Annotated in this window: 21 protein-coding genes; 12 read left to right on the top strand and 9 right to left on the bottom strand. The window is 57.8% G+C overall.

The annotated features are described in order from the left end of the window. Window positions 1-152: 152 nt before the first annotated feature. Entirely contained in the window at window positions 153-1,235 is a 1,083-nt protein-coding gene (locus tag FBZ97_RS06745) for a hypothetical protein (RefSeq protein WP_145317387.1), read from the top strand. Between the two features lie 83 nt (window positions 1,236-1,318). Here the strand turns inward: FBZ97_RS06745 and FBZ97_RS06740 are convergent, their stop codons facing one another. The 6 genes from FBZ97_RS06740 to FBZ97_RS06715 form a co-directional block, all read right to left on the bottom strand. Then, window positions 1,319-2,158, bottom strand: coding sequence for a lysophospholipid acyltransferase family protein (locus FBZ97_RS06740; RefSeq protein ID WP_069612228.1), 840 nt, complete (start codon window positions 2,156-2,158; stop codon window positions 1,319-1,321). Between the two features lie 143 nt (window positions 2,159-2,301). Further along, window positions 2,302-4,290, bottom strand: coding sequence for a threonine--tRNA ligase (thrS, locus tag FBZ97_RS06735; protein WP_145317384.1), 1,989 nt, complete (start codon window positions 4,288-4,290; stop codon window positions 2,302-2,304). A gap of 143 nt (window positions 4,291-4,433) precedes the next feature. Further along, the gene (locus FBZ97_RS06730; protein WP_145317381.1) at window positions 4,434-5,081 is read right to left on the bottom strand and encodes a hypothetical protein; all 648 of its coding nucleotides are present in this window, start codon (window positions 5,079-5,081) and stop codon (window positions 4,434-4,436) included. Between the two features lie 92 nt (window positions 5,082-5,173). Beyond that, window positions 5,174-5,701, bottom strand: coding sequence for a DUF1697 domain-containing protein (locus tag FBZ97_RS06725; RefSeq protein ID WP_145317378.1), 528 nt, complete (start codon window positions 5,699-5,701; stop codon window positions 5,174-5,176). Between the two features lie 4 nt (window positions 5,702-5,705). Continuing rightward, window positions 5,706-6,128, bottom strand: coding sequence for a membrane protein insertion efficiency factor YidD (gene yidD / locus FBZ97_RS06720; RefSeq protein ID WP_145317375.1), 423 nt, complete (start codon window positions 6,126-6,128; stop codon window positions 5,706-5,708). A gap of 15 nt (window positions 6,129-6,143) precedes the next feature. After that, window positions 6,144-6,605 carry an iron-sulfur cluster assembly scaffold protein gene (locus tag FBZ97_RS06715; RefSeq protein WP_186449454.1) on the bottom strand — a complete coding sequence of 154 codons (462 nt, stop codon included), beginning with the start codon at window positions 6,603-6,605 and terminating at the stop codon, window positions 6,144-6,146. A gap of 292 nt (window positions 6,606-6,897) precedes the next feature. On the opposite strand from FBZ97_RS06715, the gene folE reads away from it, so the two are divergent. The 3 genes from folE to FBZ97_RS06700 all read left to right on the top strand — a co-directional run bounded on the left by folE (window position 6,898) and on the right by FBZ97_RS06700 (window position 9,052). Continuing rightward, window positions 6,898-7,509 (top strand): GTP cyclohydrolase I FolE, encoded by a 612-nt coding sequence (gene folE / locus FBZ97_RS06710; RefSeq protein WP_145317369.1) that lies wholly within the window; start codon window positions 6,898-6,900, stop codon window positions 7,507-7,509. A gap of 25 nt (window positions 7,510-7,534) precedes the next feature. Next, entirely contained in the window at window positions 7,535-7,984 is a 450-nt protein-coding gene (gene hisI / locus FBZ97_RS06705) for a phosphoribosyl-AMP cyclohydrolase (protein ID WP_112721279.1), read from the top strand. A 108-nt stretch (window positions 7,985-8,092) separates the two neighbouring features. Continuing rightward, on the top strand, window positions 8,093-9,052 hold the full coding sequence (locus FBZ97_RS06700; protein WP_145317366.1) for a patatin-like phospholipase family protein: 960 nt from the start codon (window positions 8,093-8,095) through the stop codon (window positions 9,050-9,052). A gap of 99 nt (window positions 9,053-9,151) precedes the next feature. Here the strand turns inward: FBZ97_RS06700 and FBZ97_RS06695 are convergent, their stop codons facing one another. Together FBZ97_RS06695 and FBZ97_RS06690 are read right to left on the bottom strand one after the other, a co-directional pair. Then, window positions 9,152-9,586: a CBS domain-containing protein gene (locus FBZ97_RS06695; RefSeq protein ID WP_015339966.1), complete on the bottom strand. Its 435-nt coding sequence runs from the start codon at window positions 9,584-9,586 to the stop codon at window positions 9,152-9,154. Between the two features lie 165 nt (window positions 9,587-9,751). Then, window positions 9,752-10,522: a rhomboid family intramembrane serine protease gene (locus FBZ97_RS06690; protein ID WP_145317363.1), complete on the bottom strand. Its 771-nt coding sequence runs from the start codon at window positions 10,520-10,522 to the stop codon at window positions 9,752-9,754. Window positions 10,523-10,839: 317 nt separating this feature from the next. Between FBZ97_RS06690 and FBZ97_RS06685 the strand changes: the two genes are divergently transcribed. From FBZ97_RS06685 to FBZ97_RS06655, 7 genes are all read left to right on the top strand, one after another. Further along, window positions 10,840-11,502, top strand: coding sequence for a PAS domain-containing protein (locus FBZ97_RS06685; protein ID WP_233788708.1), 663 nt, complete (start codon window positions 10,840-10,842; stop codon window positions 11,500-11,502). A gap of 82 nt (window positions 11,503-11,584) precedes the next feature. Beyond that, window positions 11,585-12,214: a PilZ domain-containing protein gene (locus FBZ97_RS06680; RefSeq protein WP_095434944.1), complete on the top strand. Its 630-nt coding sequence runs from the start codon at window positions 11,585-11,587 to the stop codon at window positions 12,212-12,214. A 71-nt stretch (window positions 12,215-12,285) separates the two neighbouring features. Continuing rightward, window positions 12,286-13,248, top strand: a complete 963-nt coding sequence (gene pip, locus FBZ97_RS06675) for a prolyl aminopeptidase (protein WP_145317359.1) — start codon at window positions 12,286-12,288, stop codon at window positions 13,246-13,248. 391 nt (window positions 13,249-13,639) lie between these two features. Next, window positions 13,640-14,245, top strand: coding sequence for a transglutaminase-like cysteine peptidase (locus FBZ97_RS06670; RefSeq protein WP_145317356.1), 606 nt, complete (start codon window positions 13,640-13,642; stop codon window positions 14,243-14,245). 334 nt (window positions 14,246-14,579) lie between these two features. Next, complete coding sequence (locus tag FBZ97_RS06665) at window positions 14,580-15,350, top strand: hypothetical protein (protein ID WP_145317353.1); 771 nt, start codon at window positions 14,580-14,582, stop codon at window positions 15,348-15,350. Window positions 15,351-15,467: 117 nt separating this feature from the next. Continuing rightward, window positions 15,468-16,973 (top strand): SPOR domain-containing protein, encoded by a 1,506-nt coding sequence (locus tag FBZ97_RS06660; protein ID WP_145317350.1) that lies wholly within the window; start codon window positions 15,468-15,470, stop codon window positions 16,971-16,973. A 126-nt stretch (window positions 16,974-17,099) separates the two neighbouring features. Next, window positions 17,100-17,375 carry a hypothetical protein gene (locus FBZ97_RS06655; protein WP_069612243.1) on the top strand — a complete coding sequence of 92 codons (276 nt, stop codon included), beginning with the start codon at window positions 17,100-17,102 and terminating at the stop codon, window positions 17,373-17,375. On the opposite strand, the gene FBZ97_RS06650 is transcribed toward FBZ97_RS06655, so the two are convergent. Beyond that, window positions 17,372-17,806: a DUF1489 family protein gene (locus tag FBZ97_RS06650; protein WP_092715857.1), complete on the bottom strand. Its 435-nt coding sequence runs from the start codon at window positions 17,804-17,806 to the stop codon at window positions 17,372-17,374. The genes FBZ97_RS06655 and FBZ97_RS06650 overlap by 4 nt on opposite strands. A 108-nt stretch (window positions 17,807-17,914) precedes the next feature. Between FBZ97_RS06650 and FBZ97_RS06645 the strand changes: the two genes are divergently transcribed. Further along, a complete protein-coding gene (locus tag FBZ97_RS06645) occupies window positions 17,915-18,934 on the top strand; it encodes a serine hydrolase (RefSeq protein ID WP_145317347.1) in 1,020 nt (339 codons plus the stop codon). Window positions 18,935-18,952 lie beyond the last annotated feature (18 nt).

The raw sequence follows: 18,952 nt of genomic DNA, 5'->3' as shown, positions 1-18,952 counted from the left end.
GAGGAACTGCCTTCATTTTGGCTTGTGGTATGATGAGGTCTTGAATTTGCCACCGCATTGGTTTTGAAGTGGCGTGTGTTTTATCGGAAGTCAATCGGTTGGTATCCATGTCAGGCATTTCATCCGCTCGCCGATTGAGCGCGGCTTTCGCAATGCTTGCGAGCATGAGTACCGCCGCCTCGGCACAGGATGCCTTCAAGGAATTCAAGCAGCTCGACGGCAGCGTCAAGATGCCGAAGCTCAATGCTTTCGTGGCCCCGAATGGCGAGAATTCGTCTGCGCGCACATTGCGCGACGTTTCCCTCGAAGCCAAACTCACGCCCCAGAGCGGCCCGCAGCAGCAGGGCCTTGCCTGGTACGTCTTCAGCCCGATAGCGGGAGCAGACGGCAAACTGCCGCTGGTTGCCAGCTCGCGCGGAGGCTCGGCCTCCTTTCACCTTTTGCCGGGCGATTACTTCGTCAATGTCTCTTTCGGCCGCGCCGGTGTCACCAAGCGGTTGAGCGTGCCTGAAAGCGGCGAGACCCAGAAGCAGACGATGGTTCTCGACGCCGGCGGCATGGTCTTGAATGCCGTATCCGGCCCCGATGTCCGTATCCCTCCAAACGAGCTGAGTTTCTCGATCTATTCGAGCGAGACCAAGGAAGACGGCGAACGCGGTCTTGTCATGGACGACGTCAAGCCGAATACGCTGGTCGGCCTCAGTGCCGGCACCTATCACGTCGTTTCCGAATATGGCGAGGTCAATGCCGTCATCCGTGCCGACATCCAGGTGGAAGCCGGCAAGGTGACCGAGGCGACCATTCAACACAGGGCGGCAAAGCTCACGTTCAAGCTGGTTTCGGATGCCGGCGGCGAGGCGATCGCCGATACGGCCTGGTCGATCCTCACATCTGCGGGCGATATCGTTGGCGAAAGTGTCAGTGCGTTTCCGACCATGGTGCTTGCGGAAGGCCGCTATACCGCAGTCGCCCGCAACAAGGACAAGATCTATCAGCGCGATTTCACGGTCGCCGCCGGCATGAATACGGATGTGGAAGTGCTGATGAAGCAGCAGCAGCCGCAGGATGCCGATACCGAACAGTCGGCCCGACAGCTGCCGATCCAGCTGCCGATCCAGATGCCGCCGATGCGCCAGAGCCAGACGCCGCCGGCCACGACCAACCAGCAACCGCTGCCCACCTATGAACAATTGGCGCCTGCCGCTGGTGGCGACGACGGCGATAGCATGGATTGACAGCGAAGCCCCGCGTTTGGTCGCCGGCTAGCGCTATCAGTGCAGTCACCGTTCGGTGATGAAAAGCTCGAAACCCTTTCCGCTCACCCGGCCTTACGCCGCAGCATCTTTCTAGGGGGTGCCATGGAGAAGACCGCTCCATAGAGCTTCGTCAGCAGGTCCTTGCGGTCACTGCCCTCGCTGAGGGCCTCCCAGCTCCTGGGAGCACCGATATGCGCTGTTATGGTGCTGCCGGAGAGACGCCGGAATTCACGGATCAGCAGCGAGATGCGCAAAGTCATCGAGATGCGGCTCGCCAGATGGAACAGCCGGCCGTTCTGCCCTTCGAAATAAATGGGAATGACGCTCGCACGCGCGGCCTGGATGAGTTTTGCCGGGAATATCTTCCAAGGCAGATCCTCTGCCCGGCCGAAACCTTTCTTGGCGGTTGCGACGCCGCCGGCCGGAAAGACGATGATCGTCGTGCCTTCCTTGAGCAGGCGAACGGCCTCGTGCCGCGTCTTCATGTTGATCGCCATCGCTTCCTTGGTTTCCTCGAAGGAGACCGGCAGCGAATAGTCGTGCATCTCAGGCACTTTCAACAATTCGTTATTGATCAGGACCTTGAAGGGGCGCCCCAATTGCTCGGCAAGCGCCAGCACCGCAATGCCGTCGCCGATGCCGTAGGGGTGATTGGCGACGATGACGATCGGCGCCTCGGGGATCTGGTTCGGCGGCCATTCGCCTTTGATGAGCAGGCGCACATCGATGAGATCGAGCATCTTGCCGAAAACCCGCTCGCTCTTGCCGACGATATCGGTGCGCCAGATATCATAGAGCCGGGCATAACGGTCTCGGCCGGAAAGGCCTTCGATGGAGCGGATGAACCAGCGCTTGATCCGCGTGTCCCGTTCGTTGGCGTAGGATAATTCTTTGAATTCCAAGTGCGCGACGGGGCTGCCCCGCTCCTATGGTCTCAGTTGCGTCACATGCTGCAGCCACAGCAACGCGTTGATTCATCAATTATATGAAAGTCGTATGTCAGTTCTCTGACGGCACCCTGAAGGTGCCGCCAGATACAGAAGCGTCAAGCCGCCTTGACGCGCCGTGCTTCGCGCTTGCGCAGAATGTCCGGCGGCGTTGCTTCGAGAGCAAGCGACGCGATCGCTTCGTCCAGTGACATCGAGGTCTGCGATTGGCTGCCGAGGCGGCGGATGTTGACCGAACGTTCCTCGGCTTCCTTCTTGCCGCAGACGATGATCACCGGAACCTTCGTCACCGAATGCTCGCGGATCTTGTAGTTGATCTTCTCGTTGCGGAAGTCGGTCTCGACATCGAGGCCGGCGTCGCGCAACGCTTCCGCTACTTCTTCGCCGTAGGCATCGGCTTCCGAGGTAATCGTCGCCACGACGACCTGCAGCGGCGAAACCCACAGCGGCATATGGCCGGCAAAGTTCTCGATCAAGATGCCCAGGAAGCGCTCCATCGAGCCGCAGATGGCACGATGGATCATGACCGGCTGCGTCTTTTCGGAGTGCTGGTCGATGTAAAAGGCACCGAAACGCTCCGGCAGGTTGAAGTCGACCTGCGTCGTGCCGCATTGCCATTCACGGCCGATGGCATCCTTGAGCGTATATTCGAACTTCGGGCCGTAGAAAGCGCCCTCGCCCGGCAGAATGCCGGTCTTGATGCGGCCTTCGGACTGCGCCTCGATCGTCTTCAGCACGTCCATCATCACGCTTTCGGCGCGATCCCAGAGCTCGTCCGAACCGACGCGCTTGTCGGGGCGAGTCGAAAGCTTGACGACGATCTCCTTGAAGCCGAAGTCCTCATAGACCGACAGGATGAGATCGTTGATCTTCAGGCACTCGGCCGCCATCTGCTCGTCAGTGCAGAAGATATGCGCATCGTCCTGCGTGAAGCCGCGCACGCGCATCAAACCATGCAGCGCACCCGAGGGTTCGTAGCGATGGACCGCACCGAATTCCGCAAGGCGGATCGGCAGTTCGCGATAAGACTTCAAGCCATGCTTGAAGATCTGGATATGGCCGGGGCAGTTCATCGGCTTCAACGCAAAGACGCGATCGTCATCGGTATCGTCGCCGGCGACGGTGACCTTGAACATGTTGTCACGGTACCAGCCCCAGTGACCCGAGGTCTCCCAAAGCGACTTGTCGAGCACCTGCGGCGCGTTGACTTCCTGATAATCGCCCTGCAGCCGCCGGCGCATATAGGACACCAGCGTCTGGAACATGCGCCAGCCCTTGCCGTGCCAGAAGACGACCCCAGGGCCTTCTTCCTGGAAATGGAACAGGTCCATTTCGCGGCCGAGACGGCGATGGTCGCGCTTTTCGGCTTCGGCAAGAATGTGCAGATAGTTGTCAAGATCCGCCTGCTCGGCAAACGCCGTGCCGTAAATGCGGGTCAGCATCGGATTGTTGCTGTCGCCACGCCAATAGGCGCCGGCAACCTTCATCAGCTTGAAGGCATTGCCGATCTGGCCGGTCGAGGCCATGTGCGGACCGCGGCAAAGATCGAACCAATCACCCTGGTAATAGATCTTCAGATCCTGACCTTCGGGGATGGCATCGACCAGTTCCACCTTGTAGCGCTCGCCCTTGGCGGCAAAGACTTCCCTCGCCTTCTCGCGCGACCATATTTCCTTGGTGAACGGCTTGTTGCGCTGGATGATCTCGCGCATCCGCTTCTCGATGACCGGGAGGTCATCGGGTGTGAAAGGCTCGTTCTTGGCGAAATCGTAGTAAAAGCCGTTTTCGATGACCGGACCGATCGTCACCTGCGTTCCCGGCCAGAGCTCCTGAACGGCTTCGGCGAGAACGTGAGCAGTGTCATGGCGGATCAGTTCCAGCGCGCGGTCGTCCGAGCGGGTAATGATCTCGATCCTGCCGTCGGTCACCGGATCGGAAAGGTCGCGGACCGTGCCGTCGAGCGCAATGGCGACAGCCTTCTTGGCCAGCGACTTGGAAATGGATTCGGCGACATCGCGACCGGTCGTGCCGGCAGCAAAGCTGCGCACGGAACCATCGGGAAATGTCAGGGAAACGGATTGGGACATCGATATTCTCCTTGTCCAGTCCCGCCAACGAATGCGGGTGGTTTAGTGGAAACGATCACGTATCCGCATCGTTGCGGACAAATGACCGCGTGCCTGATAAAGGCTTTTCACCTGTTAGTCAAAGGACAGAGAGTTTGGGAGCCCTACAAATCGAGCGGCCCTTTGTCCGTTGGATGAGGGGAACTCGGAGCAGGCTTCTGTAAAAAATAGATAATGAGGCTGAGAACCCAAAAGAAAAGCAAAAAATAGTAAAAATGTATTCTAAAGAGGCTTTTGATGATTGCGGCGCTGACAGAATCATTCGGGTGAAAGCCAATCCAAGCGAACCGGCCGTTGTAATTGTCGAACTTGTCTAGCCACATAAAAAATACGGCGAAACCTACAAGCAAAACCGGAAGTGTTAGGGATACTTTCTTGAGTTTGTAATTTCGCAAACCTTTGGCTGACCAAATTAAAAGAGCGGCAAGACCTAAAAATAATGTCAGGCTCGCTATCGATCTCACTCCGAAGAAAATACATTGATCCCGCTCGGTATAGAATAAGCTCGGCATTTCCGAGAGAACGGTAACGTTTGGCGGCCAGAGATCACGTAAAAATGGATTGTCGCGGAAATAGCAAGCAGCGGATTGCAGCTGGTAGCGGAACAGTGCCCAAGCCACGATCGTCACAAGAAGCGAGACACCCCACACAGACATAAGCACTTGGCCGCGTTTGTTCGCAGCGGCGATTTTTGCCTGCAACTCCTCTTTGGGATCTTTTGAGATATCCTCACCCAACGCGTTCCCATCCATATCTGTCGCCGTGACTATGTTTGAACACCAGATCACAAGATCGGTACGATAGCAAAATCATACCTCTAGGGCTTCTAAATATTGGCTCTTCCTTAGCGTCCGATCATCTCCGCCAGACCACGTACCGTGTTCCAGTTTCGCATCGTTCCAACGCCAAGCCGCTTAGTCGTCAGAGCCGGCAACATCTTCGTCTCGCTGGCCTTGAGCCCAAAATCGATCCAGAGATCACCATGGACAATGGCCATACGTTCGCCCTGTCGGTACTTCGCTAGCATATCGAGAATTTCGGGGTCGAGCGGTTGACGCATCACACGAATGATGACCTCGCTGCCGATGCCATCGAGGAACGGATTGCTCTCGGCGAGCCTCAGCCATGTCTCGGCATCTCGCACAATGATGTCGACATGCTTGCCGAAGGCTGCGGCGAAGCCGGCTTCGAGTTTCGACTCGATCGCAGCGATCGGCTGAGACTCCGCTTCGAAAACAAGATTGCCGGTCGCAACGAGCGTGCGGGGATTGCGAAAGCCAAGCCCTTCCGCCATCGCCTTCAGATCGTTCATCACGATCCGGCGACGGGCGCCGAGCCCGATGCTGTATAGCAACGCCACGTAAACGCTCATGCGGTCAGGCGACCTTCTGTCCGAGGCGGAAATAGCGCCAGGGAGTCCACCAGTGATAGCGACTATTGAGCTCGGTCGGCACCGGGTCGAGCCCGCTCGTTCCGCCAGGCCCGCAACGCGCGACGCGAAATAGGGCCATCCAGCCGCCCGCCCAGAGCCCGTGGCGGGCAACCGCCTCATAGCCATATTCCGAACAGGTCGGAATGTGGCGGCAGGAATTGCCGATAAAGCCGGAAAGTGTCAGCTGGTAGAGGCGAATAAAACCCATGCCCAACAGCCGGTCCGGCGTCTTCCGGAACGGGCTGGAATAGTTGCGCGACTTGACCGGCTTGTCGCCGGACGGTGATACGTGAGGTCGCGCAGACCTCGAAGGAGCGGCACCGCCCTCATCTTCATCGTCATCCTGCATGAGACAGAATTGGCACATCGCACGAAGCCCCTATCAAACAGCTTCTGCAGCCTTGGCGATACCGCCCGCCCGCGCCGCTTCGATCTGGCCGATCGCATCCACGACGGCATCGAATGTCAGCATGGTCGAAGCGTGACGGGCCTTGTAATCCCTGACCGGCTTTAGATAGCGCATGTCTTCGAAACGCCCCTCAGGCCCCTCGCCGTCGGCCTTGAGCATGGCGAGCATATCCTCGCGGGCCTTGCGTACTTCGTCTGCAGTAGCGCCGACCACATGGCGCGCCATGATCGAAGATGACGCCTGGCCGAGCGCACAGGCCTTGACGTCATGGGCAAAATCGGTCACCACATCGCCGTCCATTTTCAGCCAGATTTTTACGCGAGAACCGCACAGTCTGGAATGGGCCTGGGCGCTGGCATCGGCGTCAGGAAGACTGCCGATGCGGCCGATATTGCCGGCAAACTCTAGGATTTTGCTGTTGTAGATGTCGTCCATCACAGATTTTGCTCCGATGCACCTGTTCGTGTTTCGTAACAAAAAACACAGCGTGTCCGTTTAGGACACTTTCACAGGGACAATGCCATACTATATGTATGTCGTTCGAAGACCATCGAAATGCAATGGTCTTCTGTAAGTTTGATGGGAAACCGTGCAGGACGGCAGGCTTGTCCGCCAGCCAGAACGCCCCGGAGCCCGCCAAAGGTACAAAATCTCCGTACCTCGGGGAATGCCAGTGGCGAGTCCGACAAGATGATATCCGCACAGCGGATCAGGAGAACCACAGGTAATGGACGCCATTGTAAAGAATTTTCCGCAAGTCACTGATTCCGAACGCCCGTCGCAGCAGGAAGCTGAAGACGCAATCCGCGTTCTCCTTCGCTGGGCCGGTGATGATCCGCGTCGCGAAGGCCTGCTCGATACGCCTGCGCGCGTTGCCAAGGCCTATCGCGAGCTGTTCGGCGGCTACGAGCTGAATCCCGAGGATGTGCTCGGCCGCACTTTTGAAGAAGTCTCGGGCTACGACGATATCGTTCTTGAGCGGGACATCCCGTTCTATTCGCATTGCGAACATCATATGGTGCCGATCATCGGCAAGGCGCACGTCGCCTATCTGCCGAGCGGTCGTGTCCTCGGCCTGTCGAAAATCGCCCGTGTCGTCGATATTTTTGCGCGTCGCCTGCAGACGCAGGAAGCCATGACGGCCCAGATCGCCAATGCGATCGACGAGTCCCTGCGTCCGCGCGGCGTCGCCGTGATGATCGACGCCGAACATATGTGCATGTCCATGCGCGGCATAAAGAAGCAGGGTTCCTCGACGCTGACGATGACCTTCACGGGTGCCTTCAAGGCCGATCCGGCCGAGCAGGCTCGTTTCATGTCCTTGGTCCGGGGTCGCTGACCGGGCTTCAACGAAAGAGCCGGAAATGAACCTGATTTTCAATGCTCCTTCCGAAGATAAATCCGAGTTGGAGGATGCAGGCGATTTCACGCCCCGTTTCGACGATCGCGGCCTGATCACCGCGATCGTGACGGATGCGCATGATGGCGAATTGCTGATGGTCGCGCACATGAATGCCGAGGCGCTCGCGCTGACGATCAAGACCGGCACGGCGCATTATTTCAGCCGCTCGCGCGGTAAGATCTGGAAAAAAGGTGAAACCTCCGGAAACCTTCAGACGGTGAAGGAAATCCGAACGGATTGCGATCAGGATGCAATCTGGCTGAAAGTGGAGGTCGCCGGACATGATGCGACGTGCCATACTGGCCGCCGTTCCTGCTTCTACCGAACAGTTGAGCTCGAAGATGGGAAGCCGGTGCTGAGCGTGGTCGACGATCACCTGCATTTCAATCCGGAAGAAGTCTACAAGCAGTAGACCTATCGGTGATGGTGTTTCAACAAGCCACAACCAGTATACGATTTGGAAACGAAAAAGGGACAGTATTTTAGCCGAGGCAAACGGAGCCTCGGAGGAGGCGTAAAAATGCTGAATTGGGGGTTGAATCGTCACATCGGCGGACAGAGCTCGACCGGTTCAGGCCTTACGCAGGATACGTCTACCCCGCTTCTCCCTCCCGCCCCTCCAAAAAAAGTAAAGATTGCCTTGGCGCTTGGCGGTGGTGCTGCGCGTGGCTGGGCGCATATCGGTGTTTTGCGTGCACTCGACGAAGCCGGCATTGCAGTCGGCATGATTGCCGGCACATCGATCGGCGCCCTCGTCGGTGGCTGTTATCTTGCGGGCAAGCTTGACGAACTTGAGGCCTTCGCGCGTTCGCTGACCATGCGGCGCATCGCCAGCCTGCTCGACCTCACCATCGGCGGAAGCGGATTGTTCGGTGGCATGCGGCTCACCAAGCGCATGCAGGAACATCTGGAAGGATTTTCCATCGAAGATCTCGACCGTCCCTTCGTCGCCGTCGCGTCGGAGTTGAACACAGGCCATGAAGTCTGGATTGCCAACGGCTCTCTCATCACTGCGCTCAGGGCATCATATGCCCTGCCTGGCATCTTCGAGCCGGTGCGCTCCAACGGCCGTACGCTGGTCGATGGCGCCCTGGTCAATCCGGTGCCGGTTTCGGTCTGCCGAACTTATGAACAGACGTTGGTGGTTGCGGTAAACCTGCACTACGATCTCTATGGCCGGTCCGCGGTGGTCAAGCACAATGTCGGCTCGCCCAACGGCGATCTGCTGCGCCGCGAGGATGCGCCCGCCATGAAACTTGGCATGACGGGTGTCATGGTGCAGGCTTTCAACATAATACAGGACAGAATTGCGCGTGCGCGCCTTGCCGGCGACCCGCCCGATCTGGCGTTGCATCCGCGCCTCAGCGATATCGGCCTTTCGGAATTTCATCGTGCTGGCGAAGCAATAGAACGCGGCTATGAGGAAGCATCGGCAAGATTGACCGAGATCCGGCGCATGCAAGAAGCCTACGCGCGTTAAGCCTTGAAAAACGCAATCGGCGCTTTGCTGGGAATTCAGGCCGTTGCTTACCGCAGGCGATCCACCGCGCCGATTGCTTCGGTCACGCCGAACCGCTTCTTACCCGGCGATATAGGCCTTGATCTGCTCGGCCTCGAGTTCGATCTCACGGATGCGCCATTTGACGACGTCGCCGATGGAGATGATGCCGGAAAGCTTGCCTTTCTCCTCAACGGGAACGTGACGGAAGCGGCGCATCGTCATCAGTTCCATCAATTCGTCGGTCGTCGTATCTTCCTTACAGCGATGCACCTTGGCCGTCATCATCGATGCGATCGGCTTGTCGAGGCATTCCTGCCCCTGCTTGGCAACGGCATTGACCACATCCCGCTCGGTGAAGATGCCGGAAATCTTGCCGCCCGGTCCGACGACCACGATGGCGCCGATGCGATTCTCATTGAGAATCTTCGCGGCCTCGGCAACGGTCGTATTACCGCCCGTCGTCACGACGTCGCGGCCCTTGGCTTCAAGTATGGCCTTTACGGAAACTGACATTCGATCCTCCCATCTCGAAAGCATGATGAACACCTGAAGCGTCCGATATGTTCCGAAATTACCCCCGGAGCTCAAACCGGCGCCTCGCCCGTCGGTCGGTCGATCTCCTCATCCCACGACCGACGGATAGCAATGGTGCGCCTGTGTCAGTAAGAAAGCAACAGCTCATTCATCGAGTGGTAAAGCTTCCTGAGCTTCCACGGGCGGCTGCCGGTCGAAGGGTGCAAAAAGCAGGAATCCGAACAGGAATCCGCCAATATGAGCATCCCAGGCCACCGGCTGCGAGCTGTCGCCCGCAAGATTGATGCCGAAGGCGACGAGTGCATTACCGGCGACCCACATGACGATATAGGCGACGACGGTACGGCTTCGAAGCGACTCCAAGATGCTGAGGCGCGGATTGAGATGCGCCTGCCGCATGGAAACTCTGCGACCGTCCATGGCCGGAAACGCAAAGCGGCAAGCTGCCCCCATCAGCGCCGAGACGACTCCGGATGCACCGATCAAAAGCGTCTGGTCTCCCCAATAAAGCGCTGCATGCAGGAAGGCGGAAGCGGCGGAGGAAAAAATCCAGAAATTCACATAGCGCAGCGCGCCGATGCGTCGCGCCACGGGCGCAGCAAAGACCATCAGCCAGAGACTGTTGAAGACGATATGCTCGATCCCGCCATGCAGCAGCGAATAGGTGACCGGCGTCCAAAGCCATTCCAGCCCCTGCTGCGACAAGGGGAAGGCATAACGGGCCGGGATGAAGCTGAAGGTGAAATAAATCCAGTTCAACGTATCGTCCGACCACGAGGGCAGGTTCATGACCGCGAAGATGACGATCAGAACAGCAAGACTCGCCAGAATCGCGGGAGGCAGATTGAAGGCGGGCACATGCTGCTGCGGCCGCGGATTTTCCGGCTCTGGGCGCGGCAGCTGTTCATCGTCCATGTCTTGCTCAGCTTATCAATAGAGGTCTTCGACACATACCGCAGCAAAAATCAAAAAAAAAGCCGCCCGCAGTATGGGGCGGCGCGCCGGGATGCTCCTCTCCGGATTGGACCACGCTGGTCCGTCCGGCGCCCGGGAAATTCGTGCTGAAGGTCACTTGGTGAAGTGATGAACAAAGCCTTACACCGACCATCGGGCGGAGCAAGCGAAACCCCTTGTTAACCCTAATGGCCCGGTTCTGGCATGGAATTCGCAACGGTGGAGTCGAGGGCAATGAATGCCTTTGTATTTGAAATGAAATGGGACACGGACGCATTATGCGCCAGAAGACGAGCATCGATATATTTACCTATTGGGAGCATATACGCGGCAACGCTGATGCCCCCTTGCGCAATTTGATACAGCCATCGGCGATCGGACATATTCTTCCCGAGCTGTTCATCCTGGAAAACACCGCCGACGACAATCCCCGCTTCCGTCTGGCCGGTACGGCGATCTGCAACCTCATGGGGCGCGAGATTCGCGGCGAGAATTTCGCGGCGCTCTGGGCTGGCAGCCAGCAGGACGATCCGGTGCACATCGCCGCCGGCGTGATGAGGCACGTGGTTCCCGCATCGATCCATGCAACGGGATATTGCATCAGTGGCCGCAGCATGACCTTCGAGCTGATATTGCTGCCGGTTCGAACATCGAGCGACACTTGCGACAGACTGCTCGGCTGCCTCACGCCCACCGTTTACACGACATGGCTCGGCAATGAGCGCCTGGAATTTCTGGCGCTGGACCGCAGCCGCCTGCTTCGCGACCGCCCCGTCCGGCTCGTGAATGCGCCGCCGCATCCCGATCCGACAGATCTTCTGCCGCATCAGCGAAGCACCAGCCTGGGCGAATGGATGCGCCGAAAGTTAATTCAAGCAAAAAATGGGCGCGAGAGAGCTGGAATTGACCCAGCTCGGAACAAAATCGACGATCATCTCTAAGCCATGCCTTGGGAAAGACAACCTTACTTTAAGGAGTTGCGGCTAATAGTTGGAAGAGACGCAATAGGGTTCAAGACGCTTCATGCACTCATTCCAACCGGCCCATGCGACGCGGCCCAACCAAATGACAGGCAATGCTGTTCGCAATGATCAGCGGACCTTTCAACGGGTTCCGATCAATATGCAGGGTCGCCTGATGCTGGCTAATTACGAGGAGTTCGAGTGCCTGGTCACCGAGATGTCGCCGGGCGACCTTCATGTCACCTGCCTGGGACGTCCGCGCGCCGACGAGCGCGTTGTCGCCTATATCGATCACCTTGGCCGCGTTGAAGGCAATGTCGTTGCCGTCGATGGCCGCGGTTTCACCATGTCGATCAATGCGACCGAGCGGAAACGCGAAAAGCTTGCCGCCCAATTGACCTGGCTTGCCAACAAGCACGAACTTGGCCTGCCGGAAGATCGCCGCCATGATCGCCTGACGCCGCGCAACACCCGCTGCGAGCTTACGCTCGACGACGGTACGCAATATGTCTGCCGCATCATGGACCTCTCGCTCTCGGGTGCCGCGGTCGATGTCGAGATACGCCCCACGATCGGGACGCCGGTGCGCCTCGGCAATATGCGTGGCCGCGTCGTTCGCCATTTCATGGAGGGCGTGGCGATCGAATTCCTTTCGCTGCAGTCGCGCGAGACCTTGCGCGAATTTCTCTGATATTGTCATCCTCCTGTCACGCGGCGTCGCGAAACAGCGATGCCTGTCTTCTTCTCAACGCGTGACGGCAAATGCTTTACCCGGATACAATTCCTTTTGACGAAGGCCTGCTTGAGGTCGGTGACGGCCAGCGGATTCATTGGACGCAATCAGGCAACCGGCAAGGAAGGCCTGTCCTTATCCTGCACGGCGGTCCGGGTTCAGGAAGTTCGGCCGGAACGCGACGTTATTTTGACCCGCATTACTATCGAATCATTCAGTTCGACCAGCGCGGCTGCGGTGACAGCCTTCCGCATGCGTCGGAACCGGCGATCGATCTCTCGGCCAACACGACATGGCATACGATTGCCGATATCGAGCAATTGCGGTTGCGTCTCCGCGTTGAAAGCTGGATCCTATTCGGCAATTCCTGGGGCTGCACGCTTGCGCTCGTCTATGCCGAAACCCATGCGCAACGGGTGGAAAGCTTGCTCCTCGTCGGCATTACCATGACGAGACAATCGGAAATCGATTGGCTCTATCAAGGTCTTGGCCGGTTCTTTCCGGAGCAATGGGCACGCTTTCGCGCTGCCGTGCCCGAAGAGGATCGCGACGATGATCTCGTCGCTGCCTATTATCGCCTCCTGCTTAACCCAGATCCCGCAATCCACGTGAGAGCTGCAAGAGACTGGCACGAATGGGAGGGCGCCTCGATCCTGATCGATCCGCGCGAGACCCTCCCATCTCGGTGGTCCGATGCTCGCTATCTGACGGCCCGTGCCCGGATCATCACCCACTACTTCCACCATCTGGGCTGGCTCGAGGAACGGCAGATCCTGCGCGACATCCATCGGCTCGCCGGTATCCCCTGCACGATGATTCAGGGCCGTATGGATCTCGAGGCGCCGCTGGTAACCGCCTGGGAATTGTCGCAAGCATGGCCAGAGGCGGAACTGGTGATCGTTGCGAACGCGGCCCACTCGCCGGCCGTCGCGGAGATGGCTGCCGCGATCATTCGCACAACCGACGGGCTTCGCCCCAACGGCCGACAATAAAAATCAAAAATATTTTTTGAGCCGGCTTTCCCAAAATGGGACAGATCGAGGTTCTTGCGGTCATTTCCGGCACTCGGCAGGCCTATCGCGAGGTGGGCTCTGTATCAATACAACACGGTTGCTGCCCAAATCTGCACCCGGACGTTAACGATCCTCATTGTTGAAAACCGTTCCGAAACAGCCGGATATCAAACTCTCGCTTTGCTGCACTTCATACCAAAATTCCTCAAATTTTAATCGAATTTGCCGCAAACTTGAATCAAGTTTTCTGCGTGTTTTATGAGAATTTTCTCCAGATTTGATTCAACTAAGCCATTAATTTAACTGCGCAATTTTGCGTCAGATAAAATCACGCGTGTCATTCTGATCCCAATAAAACAGGGACAGGGACATGAACTTTCAAATCGCACTTCGCGGCCTTGCCGCTCTGGCGCTTTCCGCTCTTGGCTTCTTCGGTGCGGCCCAGGCGGCACCCGCCAACATGACGATAACAGGCGACGCTGCTCCTCCGATCGGCCATTACGAATTCTGCAAGGAAAATCCGCGGGAATGCACCTATTCCGGTGGCGATGCAGGGCCGATGATCCTCAATGAGGATAGCTGGAAGACTATCCTGAAGGTCAATTACACGGTCAATACCACCATCAAGCCGATGACCGATATGGAGCTTTACGGCGTTGAGGAAAAGTGGGCGATCCCGACCACCGCCGGTGACTGCGAGGATTTCGCGCTCCTGAAGCGCAAGCAGCTCATCGATGCCGGCTTCTCGCCTTCCGATCTGCTCATGACCGTCGTGCTGCAGCCGAACGGTGAAGGCCATGCCGTTTTAACCGTCCGCACGGATCGCGGCGATTTCATTCTCGATAACATGCGCAACAAGGTGAAGCTCTGGTCCGAAACCGAGTATACCTTCCTCAAGCGCCAGTCCGCCGACCACCCGGCTCGCTGGGTCAAGATCCAGGATGGCCGCGCCGTCGCAGTCGGCAGCTTGAAATAAGCGTTCTTCACAGGATCATCGGCGACCTAGCGTCGATGGTCAAAGTCAGAGGCCCGGTCTCGTCCCCTGATTTCTGTCCAGGCCGGTGCCTCTGAGCCGTTCCCACTGTCCCAGGGAACGGCTCTTTTTCGTTTAATGAGTGGGCCTAAAGCTAAGGCTGAAAATACCCGAAGAATTTAAGTGCGCCATTAGCATGGCTTGCGACACATATTTAACCGTCGGTTAACCATCGTGGCGCCAATCATCATTTCCAACGAGACTCAAAAAAGTCAGGCGCCGCGAGGCTTTGCCGTCGATGATGGCGACCTGAGCGGAAGGAAATGAAGGCAAGAGTATGGCTCCTCCTCTGTCATCCGCCGCAATGATCGAAGAAAGACCGCTGATATCGAGCGGCTTTGTCTATCGGTTCACGGCCGGTGTCGCCGTTCTGGCAGCCTTGACCGTAGCCATATCCGTTGGTGGACACTGGCTTGGTGAGAAAATTTCGCTGGCAGGGCATACGACGGATAGCAAGCCCATCTCTGTCACGATCGGCGACGACACAATGCGTCTGGCTGCAAACACCATTCGCTTTCCGAGCGAACGTTCGGACGGTATGGCCGAACGTGTCGATCTCTATCTGACCTGGCCGCAGATGCAGGGCTATAGCGAAGCCGATCGCATGCGTTTCGACGATATCTCGCAATCGTCCTCACTGATCTTCCTGCAAATCAGCCAGAGCACAATGTCCCATGACATGTCCGGCCGGCTCGGTCCGATCTATTCGCAACTAATGGATGGGGCGGCCTATGCCGGCCCCTTCGGCCTGACCGCACATCGGCTTCGTGCGGATGCCGGCTACAACGACGAAATCCTTCTGACGGCGCCGCGGCCTGACGAGACCGATTATGTCGTGCGCTGTCTCCTGCCCTCCTCGCCCACGCTGGCAACCAGCGGCGATTGCCAGAGGGACATCAAGGTCGGTAAGGATTTGAGCGTTCTCTACCGCTTTTCCAGCAATCAGCTGGGTGACTGGCGCGCCATGGATGCCGCGGTCCAGAACTTCGTCAAAACGCGTCTTGTGGATAATGCCGTACCTGCGACGACAGCTGTGGGCGGCCGCTAAAATGGCGCAGAAACCTGAAACCAACTGTTCATCATAAACCGATTGGTAACGCTAAGCCTCTACTGTCGAACGGAATGGCCGTTCATGGAGGCGGCGGCCGGATAATCGAGAATGTAAATGCAAGCAGAGAGTGATTTAGTGTCCAGATCCATTCTTTCCGTTTCGTCGTCTCAAACCGGTAAGATTCTGGCGAGAGCGCTTGTTGGTTTTTCGATCGCAACGGCGACAGTCACGGTGACTGTCATTGACGCGAGCGCGGCCGGTCCGAAATATGCCGGTATCGTCATCGATGCCAATACCGGCAACGTTCTCTACAGTGAAAACGCCGACACGCTGCACTATCCGGCCTCGCTGACCAAGATGATGACGGTCTATCTAACCTTCGAAGCGCTCGAAGCCGGCCGCATCACCCTCGACACCCCCGTCGTGTTTTCGAAGAACGCTGCAGCACAGGCGCCGACCAAGCTCGGTATTGGAGCCGGCCGCTCCGTGACTGTTCGTGAGGCGATTCTCGGCATCGTCACCAAATCTGCCAATGATGCCGCAATGGCGCTTGGCGAAATGCTTGGCGGTTCGGAGGAAGGCTTTGCCCGGATGATGAACGATAAGGCGCGAGCGCTCGGCATGACGCGCACGACCTATCGCAACCCGAACGGCCTGCCGAACACGGCGCAGATGACGACAGCGCGCGATCAGGCCCGCCTTGGCATCGCCTTGCGCGAGCATTTCCCGGAATATTACGGTTTCTTCTCCGAAACGAGCTTCCGGCTGGGCAATCGCACGATCCTCGGTCACAATCGCCTGGTTGGCTCCGTGCGCGGCGTCGACGGCATCAAGACTGGTTACACGCGTGCCGCCGGCTATAATCTCGCAACCTCCGTGAAAGTCGATGGTCGCTCCATCGTTGGTGTCGTCCTTGGCGGCGCTTCGACGCCGGCTCGTGACAACCAGATGCGCAAGCTGATCGCTGACTATCTGCCTAAAGCATCGACAAAGCATATTGATTCCAATGTGATCGCACAGGTCCCGGCCGCAACGCCCAATGTGCAGGCAGCCAGCGCACGCATGGCGGATATCAGCCGCGCAAAGATCAAGAATGGCGGAACGACCGAAGTCGCCGATTCCAACCCTTCCAGTGCGGCGGCCTTCGCAGCGGTAACGCCGCAGTCTTCCTCCTCCAATCCACTGCTTTCGGCGAAACCGGAGTCCGTGAAGCGGCCAGCCTATGACGAAACGGCCTCCGCCGGATCGTCGGACGATGCCGATGAGGATGAGATCGATACCGTAACGACTGCATCAACCTCCAAGAGCGATACGAATCTCGCGAAGCTGCAGCGGACCGAAAAGACAGAGAAGGTTGCAAAAGCAGCCAAAGGCGAGCGCGGGCCGACTGGCTGGGTCGTGCAGATCGGCATTTCCTCCAGTAAGGATGGCGCAACCGACCTGCTTGATACGGCTAAGACCAAGGGTGGCAAGGCGCTGCGTTCGGCAAAGCCCTATACAGTCGCCTTCGATGGCGGTTACCGCGCCCGTTTTGGTGGTTTCGAAGATCAGAGCGAAGCGGTGAATGCCTGCAAGGCGCTCAAGCGAGCTGGCGTCAAGTGCTGGGCGAGCACGGAATAGCAATGTGGCCGGTGTTTTCGCGCCGCATGATCTGAAGATTGGTCGGGCCTTCTGTTGCGCCCGATCCTCCGGTTCCGAATGTCAAACGGGCCGGCCCTGAGTTTGTAACGTGTACGGGGTTTTGAAATGGCAATGAACGAGAACTTTCCCGGTTTCTCGCTCGACGGCGGGGGCAAGATGAAACCGAAGGGCTTTGCTCTTCATCCGCTGCATGAGGCGGCGATGCGGCTAGCGGACCTAGGTCTCAGCCGTTCGCGTTCGCGCAACAAGACGAAAGACCTGATCGGCATCCTGCTTTGCCATGGCGCACGCGCCTGGCGTTATTCGCAGCCGGAAGCACATATTCATCTGCACATCACCGCCCCGACCGGCCGTGCGCCGATCATGATGCGACTGCGTTAAAGCAATCCGAGTTCGGAAAGTTCCCGCCGCAGATCGGCGGGCAATTCGGCTGCCGCGCCGAGACTGTCGAGATCGCGCGGCACGTCGTCCTGCGGCAGGTACCGCCAGCCCTGAAATGGCCGCTTCGGCTGCCCTGTCGTCTCGACAACGCTCGGGTCGAGAATAAGCCGGCAGCGCTGAATGCCGTCCGCGTCGGTGAAGGTTTCGATGCCAAGCAATTTCTGCCGCGCCTGCACCTGCCCTTTGATCACCCAATAAAGCGAACCGCCGTCCAACAGCTCGTCTACCCGTTTCGGCACCATGCGCGTCGTGTGGGTTGTATGCGGCTCGAGCCCAGCAGCAATGGCGTTCATTGCCCGCTCGGAAACCCATTCGCGCAGATCATCCAGCGAATCCGCGCCCACGCACAATTTAATGAGATGCAAAGCCATAATGCCGTTGAAGTCCTTTTGACCGGCAGCGTCAAGCTTTTCACTGCGGACATCCACAGAGTGGGTAACATCACCTGAAAGCGCAAGAGGTGATTCTCGGAGGCGATTATGAGCGGTGCATCGGATTACCCGGCCAATGAGTGGACAACAGTGGATGATCCCGGCCGGTTCGGCTGGTCCAGCACTGCTCTCGCGAACGCCTACCGTTATGCGCAGTCGATCGGATCGTCCGCGATCATGATCGTGCAAGATGGCTTGATTATGAGCTCATGGGGTAAGATTGCCGACGTGACCGGCATCGCCTCCATGCGCAAAAGCCTGTTGAGCGCATTGATTGGCACGCATGAGATCGAGGGCACGATCGATTTGGCAATGACTCTGGCCGAACTGGATATCGATGATTGCGAACCAGCGCTGACACCGAAAGAGAAGCAGGCGACGATCGCTGATCTTCTGATGTCGAGGTCGGGTGTTTATCATGCCGCCGCCGACCAGGACCCGGCCCTTTTGCCTCCACGAGGTATCCATGCTGCCGGAGAGCAATGGTTTTACAACAATTGGAGCTTCAATGTCCTGGGCGGCATCCTCCAGCAACTGAGCGGCGTTCCAATTGCCGAGGATTTTTTCCGTCGCATTGCAATCCCGCTTCAGATGCAGGATTTCCGGCCGGAACACTTCTATTTCAAGACGATTCCTCAATCGATACATCCTGCCTATAAGATCAGAATGTCCGCGCGTGACCTGGCACGCCTGGGCGTGCTTCTGGCGAATGACGGCCGATGGCGCGATGCGCAAATCATTCCGGCGGAATGGATCAGCAGAAGCATCGCGCCTTATACGGATCTCGGGCGAGGTGCAGGTTTCGGCTATAGCTGGTGGATCGGGCGATACACATTGCAGCCGCTAACCGCATTCGACGGCGAAGTTGTCAAAGACAAGCCATTCTACTGGGCATCCGGCATGGGAAACCAATATCTCATGGTGTTTCCGGACTTAGCGACGGTCCTGGTTCACAGAGTAAACGACACCAATAATGGGCCGAGCAGCGCTCAAATCGAGCAATTGCAAGCCATGCTTTTGGGCAGCCGCGTGGCCGGCATCCCCCTCACCACGCCTATAAGCAAATGATCTGCTCCCAAGATCGCG

Source organism: Rhizobium sp. ERR 942, assembly GCF_007828395.1.
Classification (GTDB): domain Bacteria; phylum Pseudomonadota; class Alphaproteobacteria; order Rhizobiales; family Rhizobiaceae; genus Rhizobium; species Rhizobium dioscoreae.
Note: the sequence above shows the minus strand (reverse complement) of the source record. Positions and strands in the feature narration are given on the sequence as shown.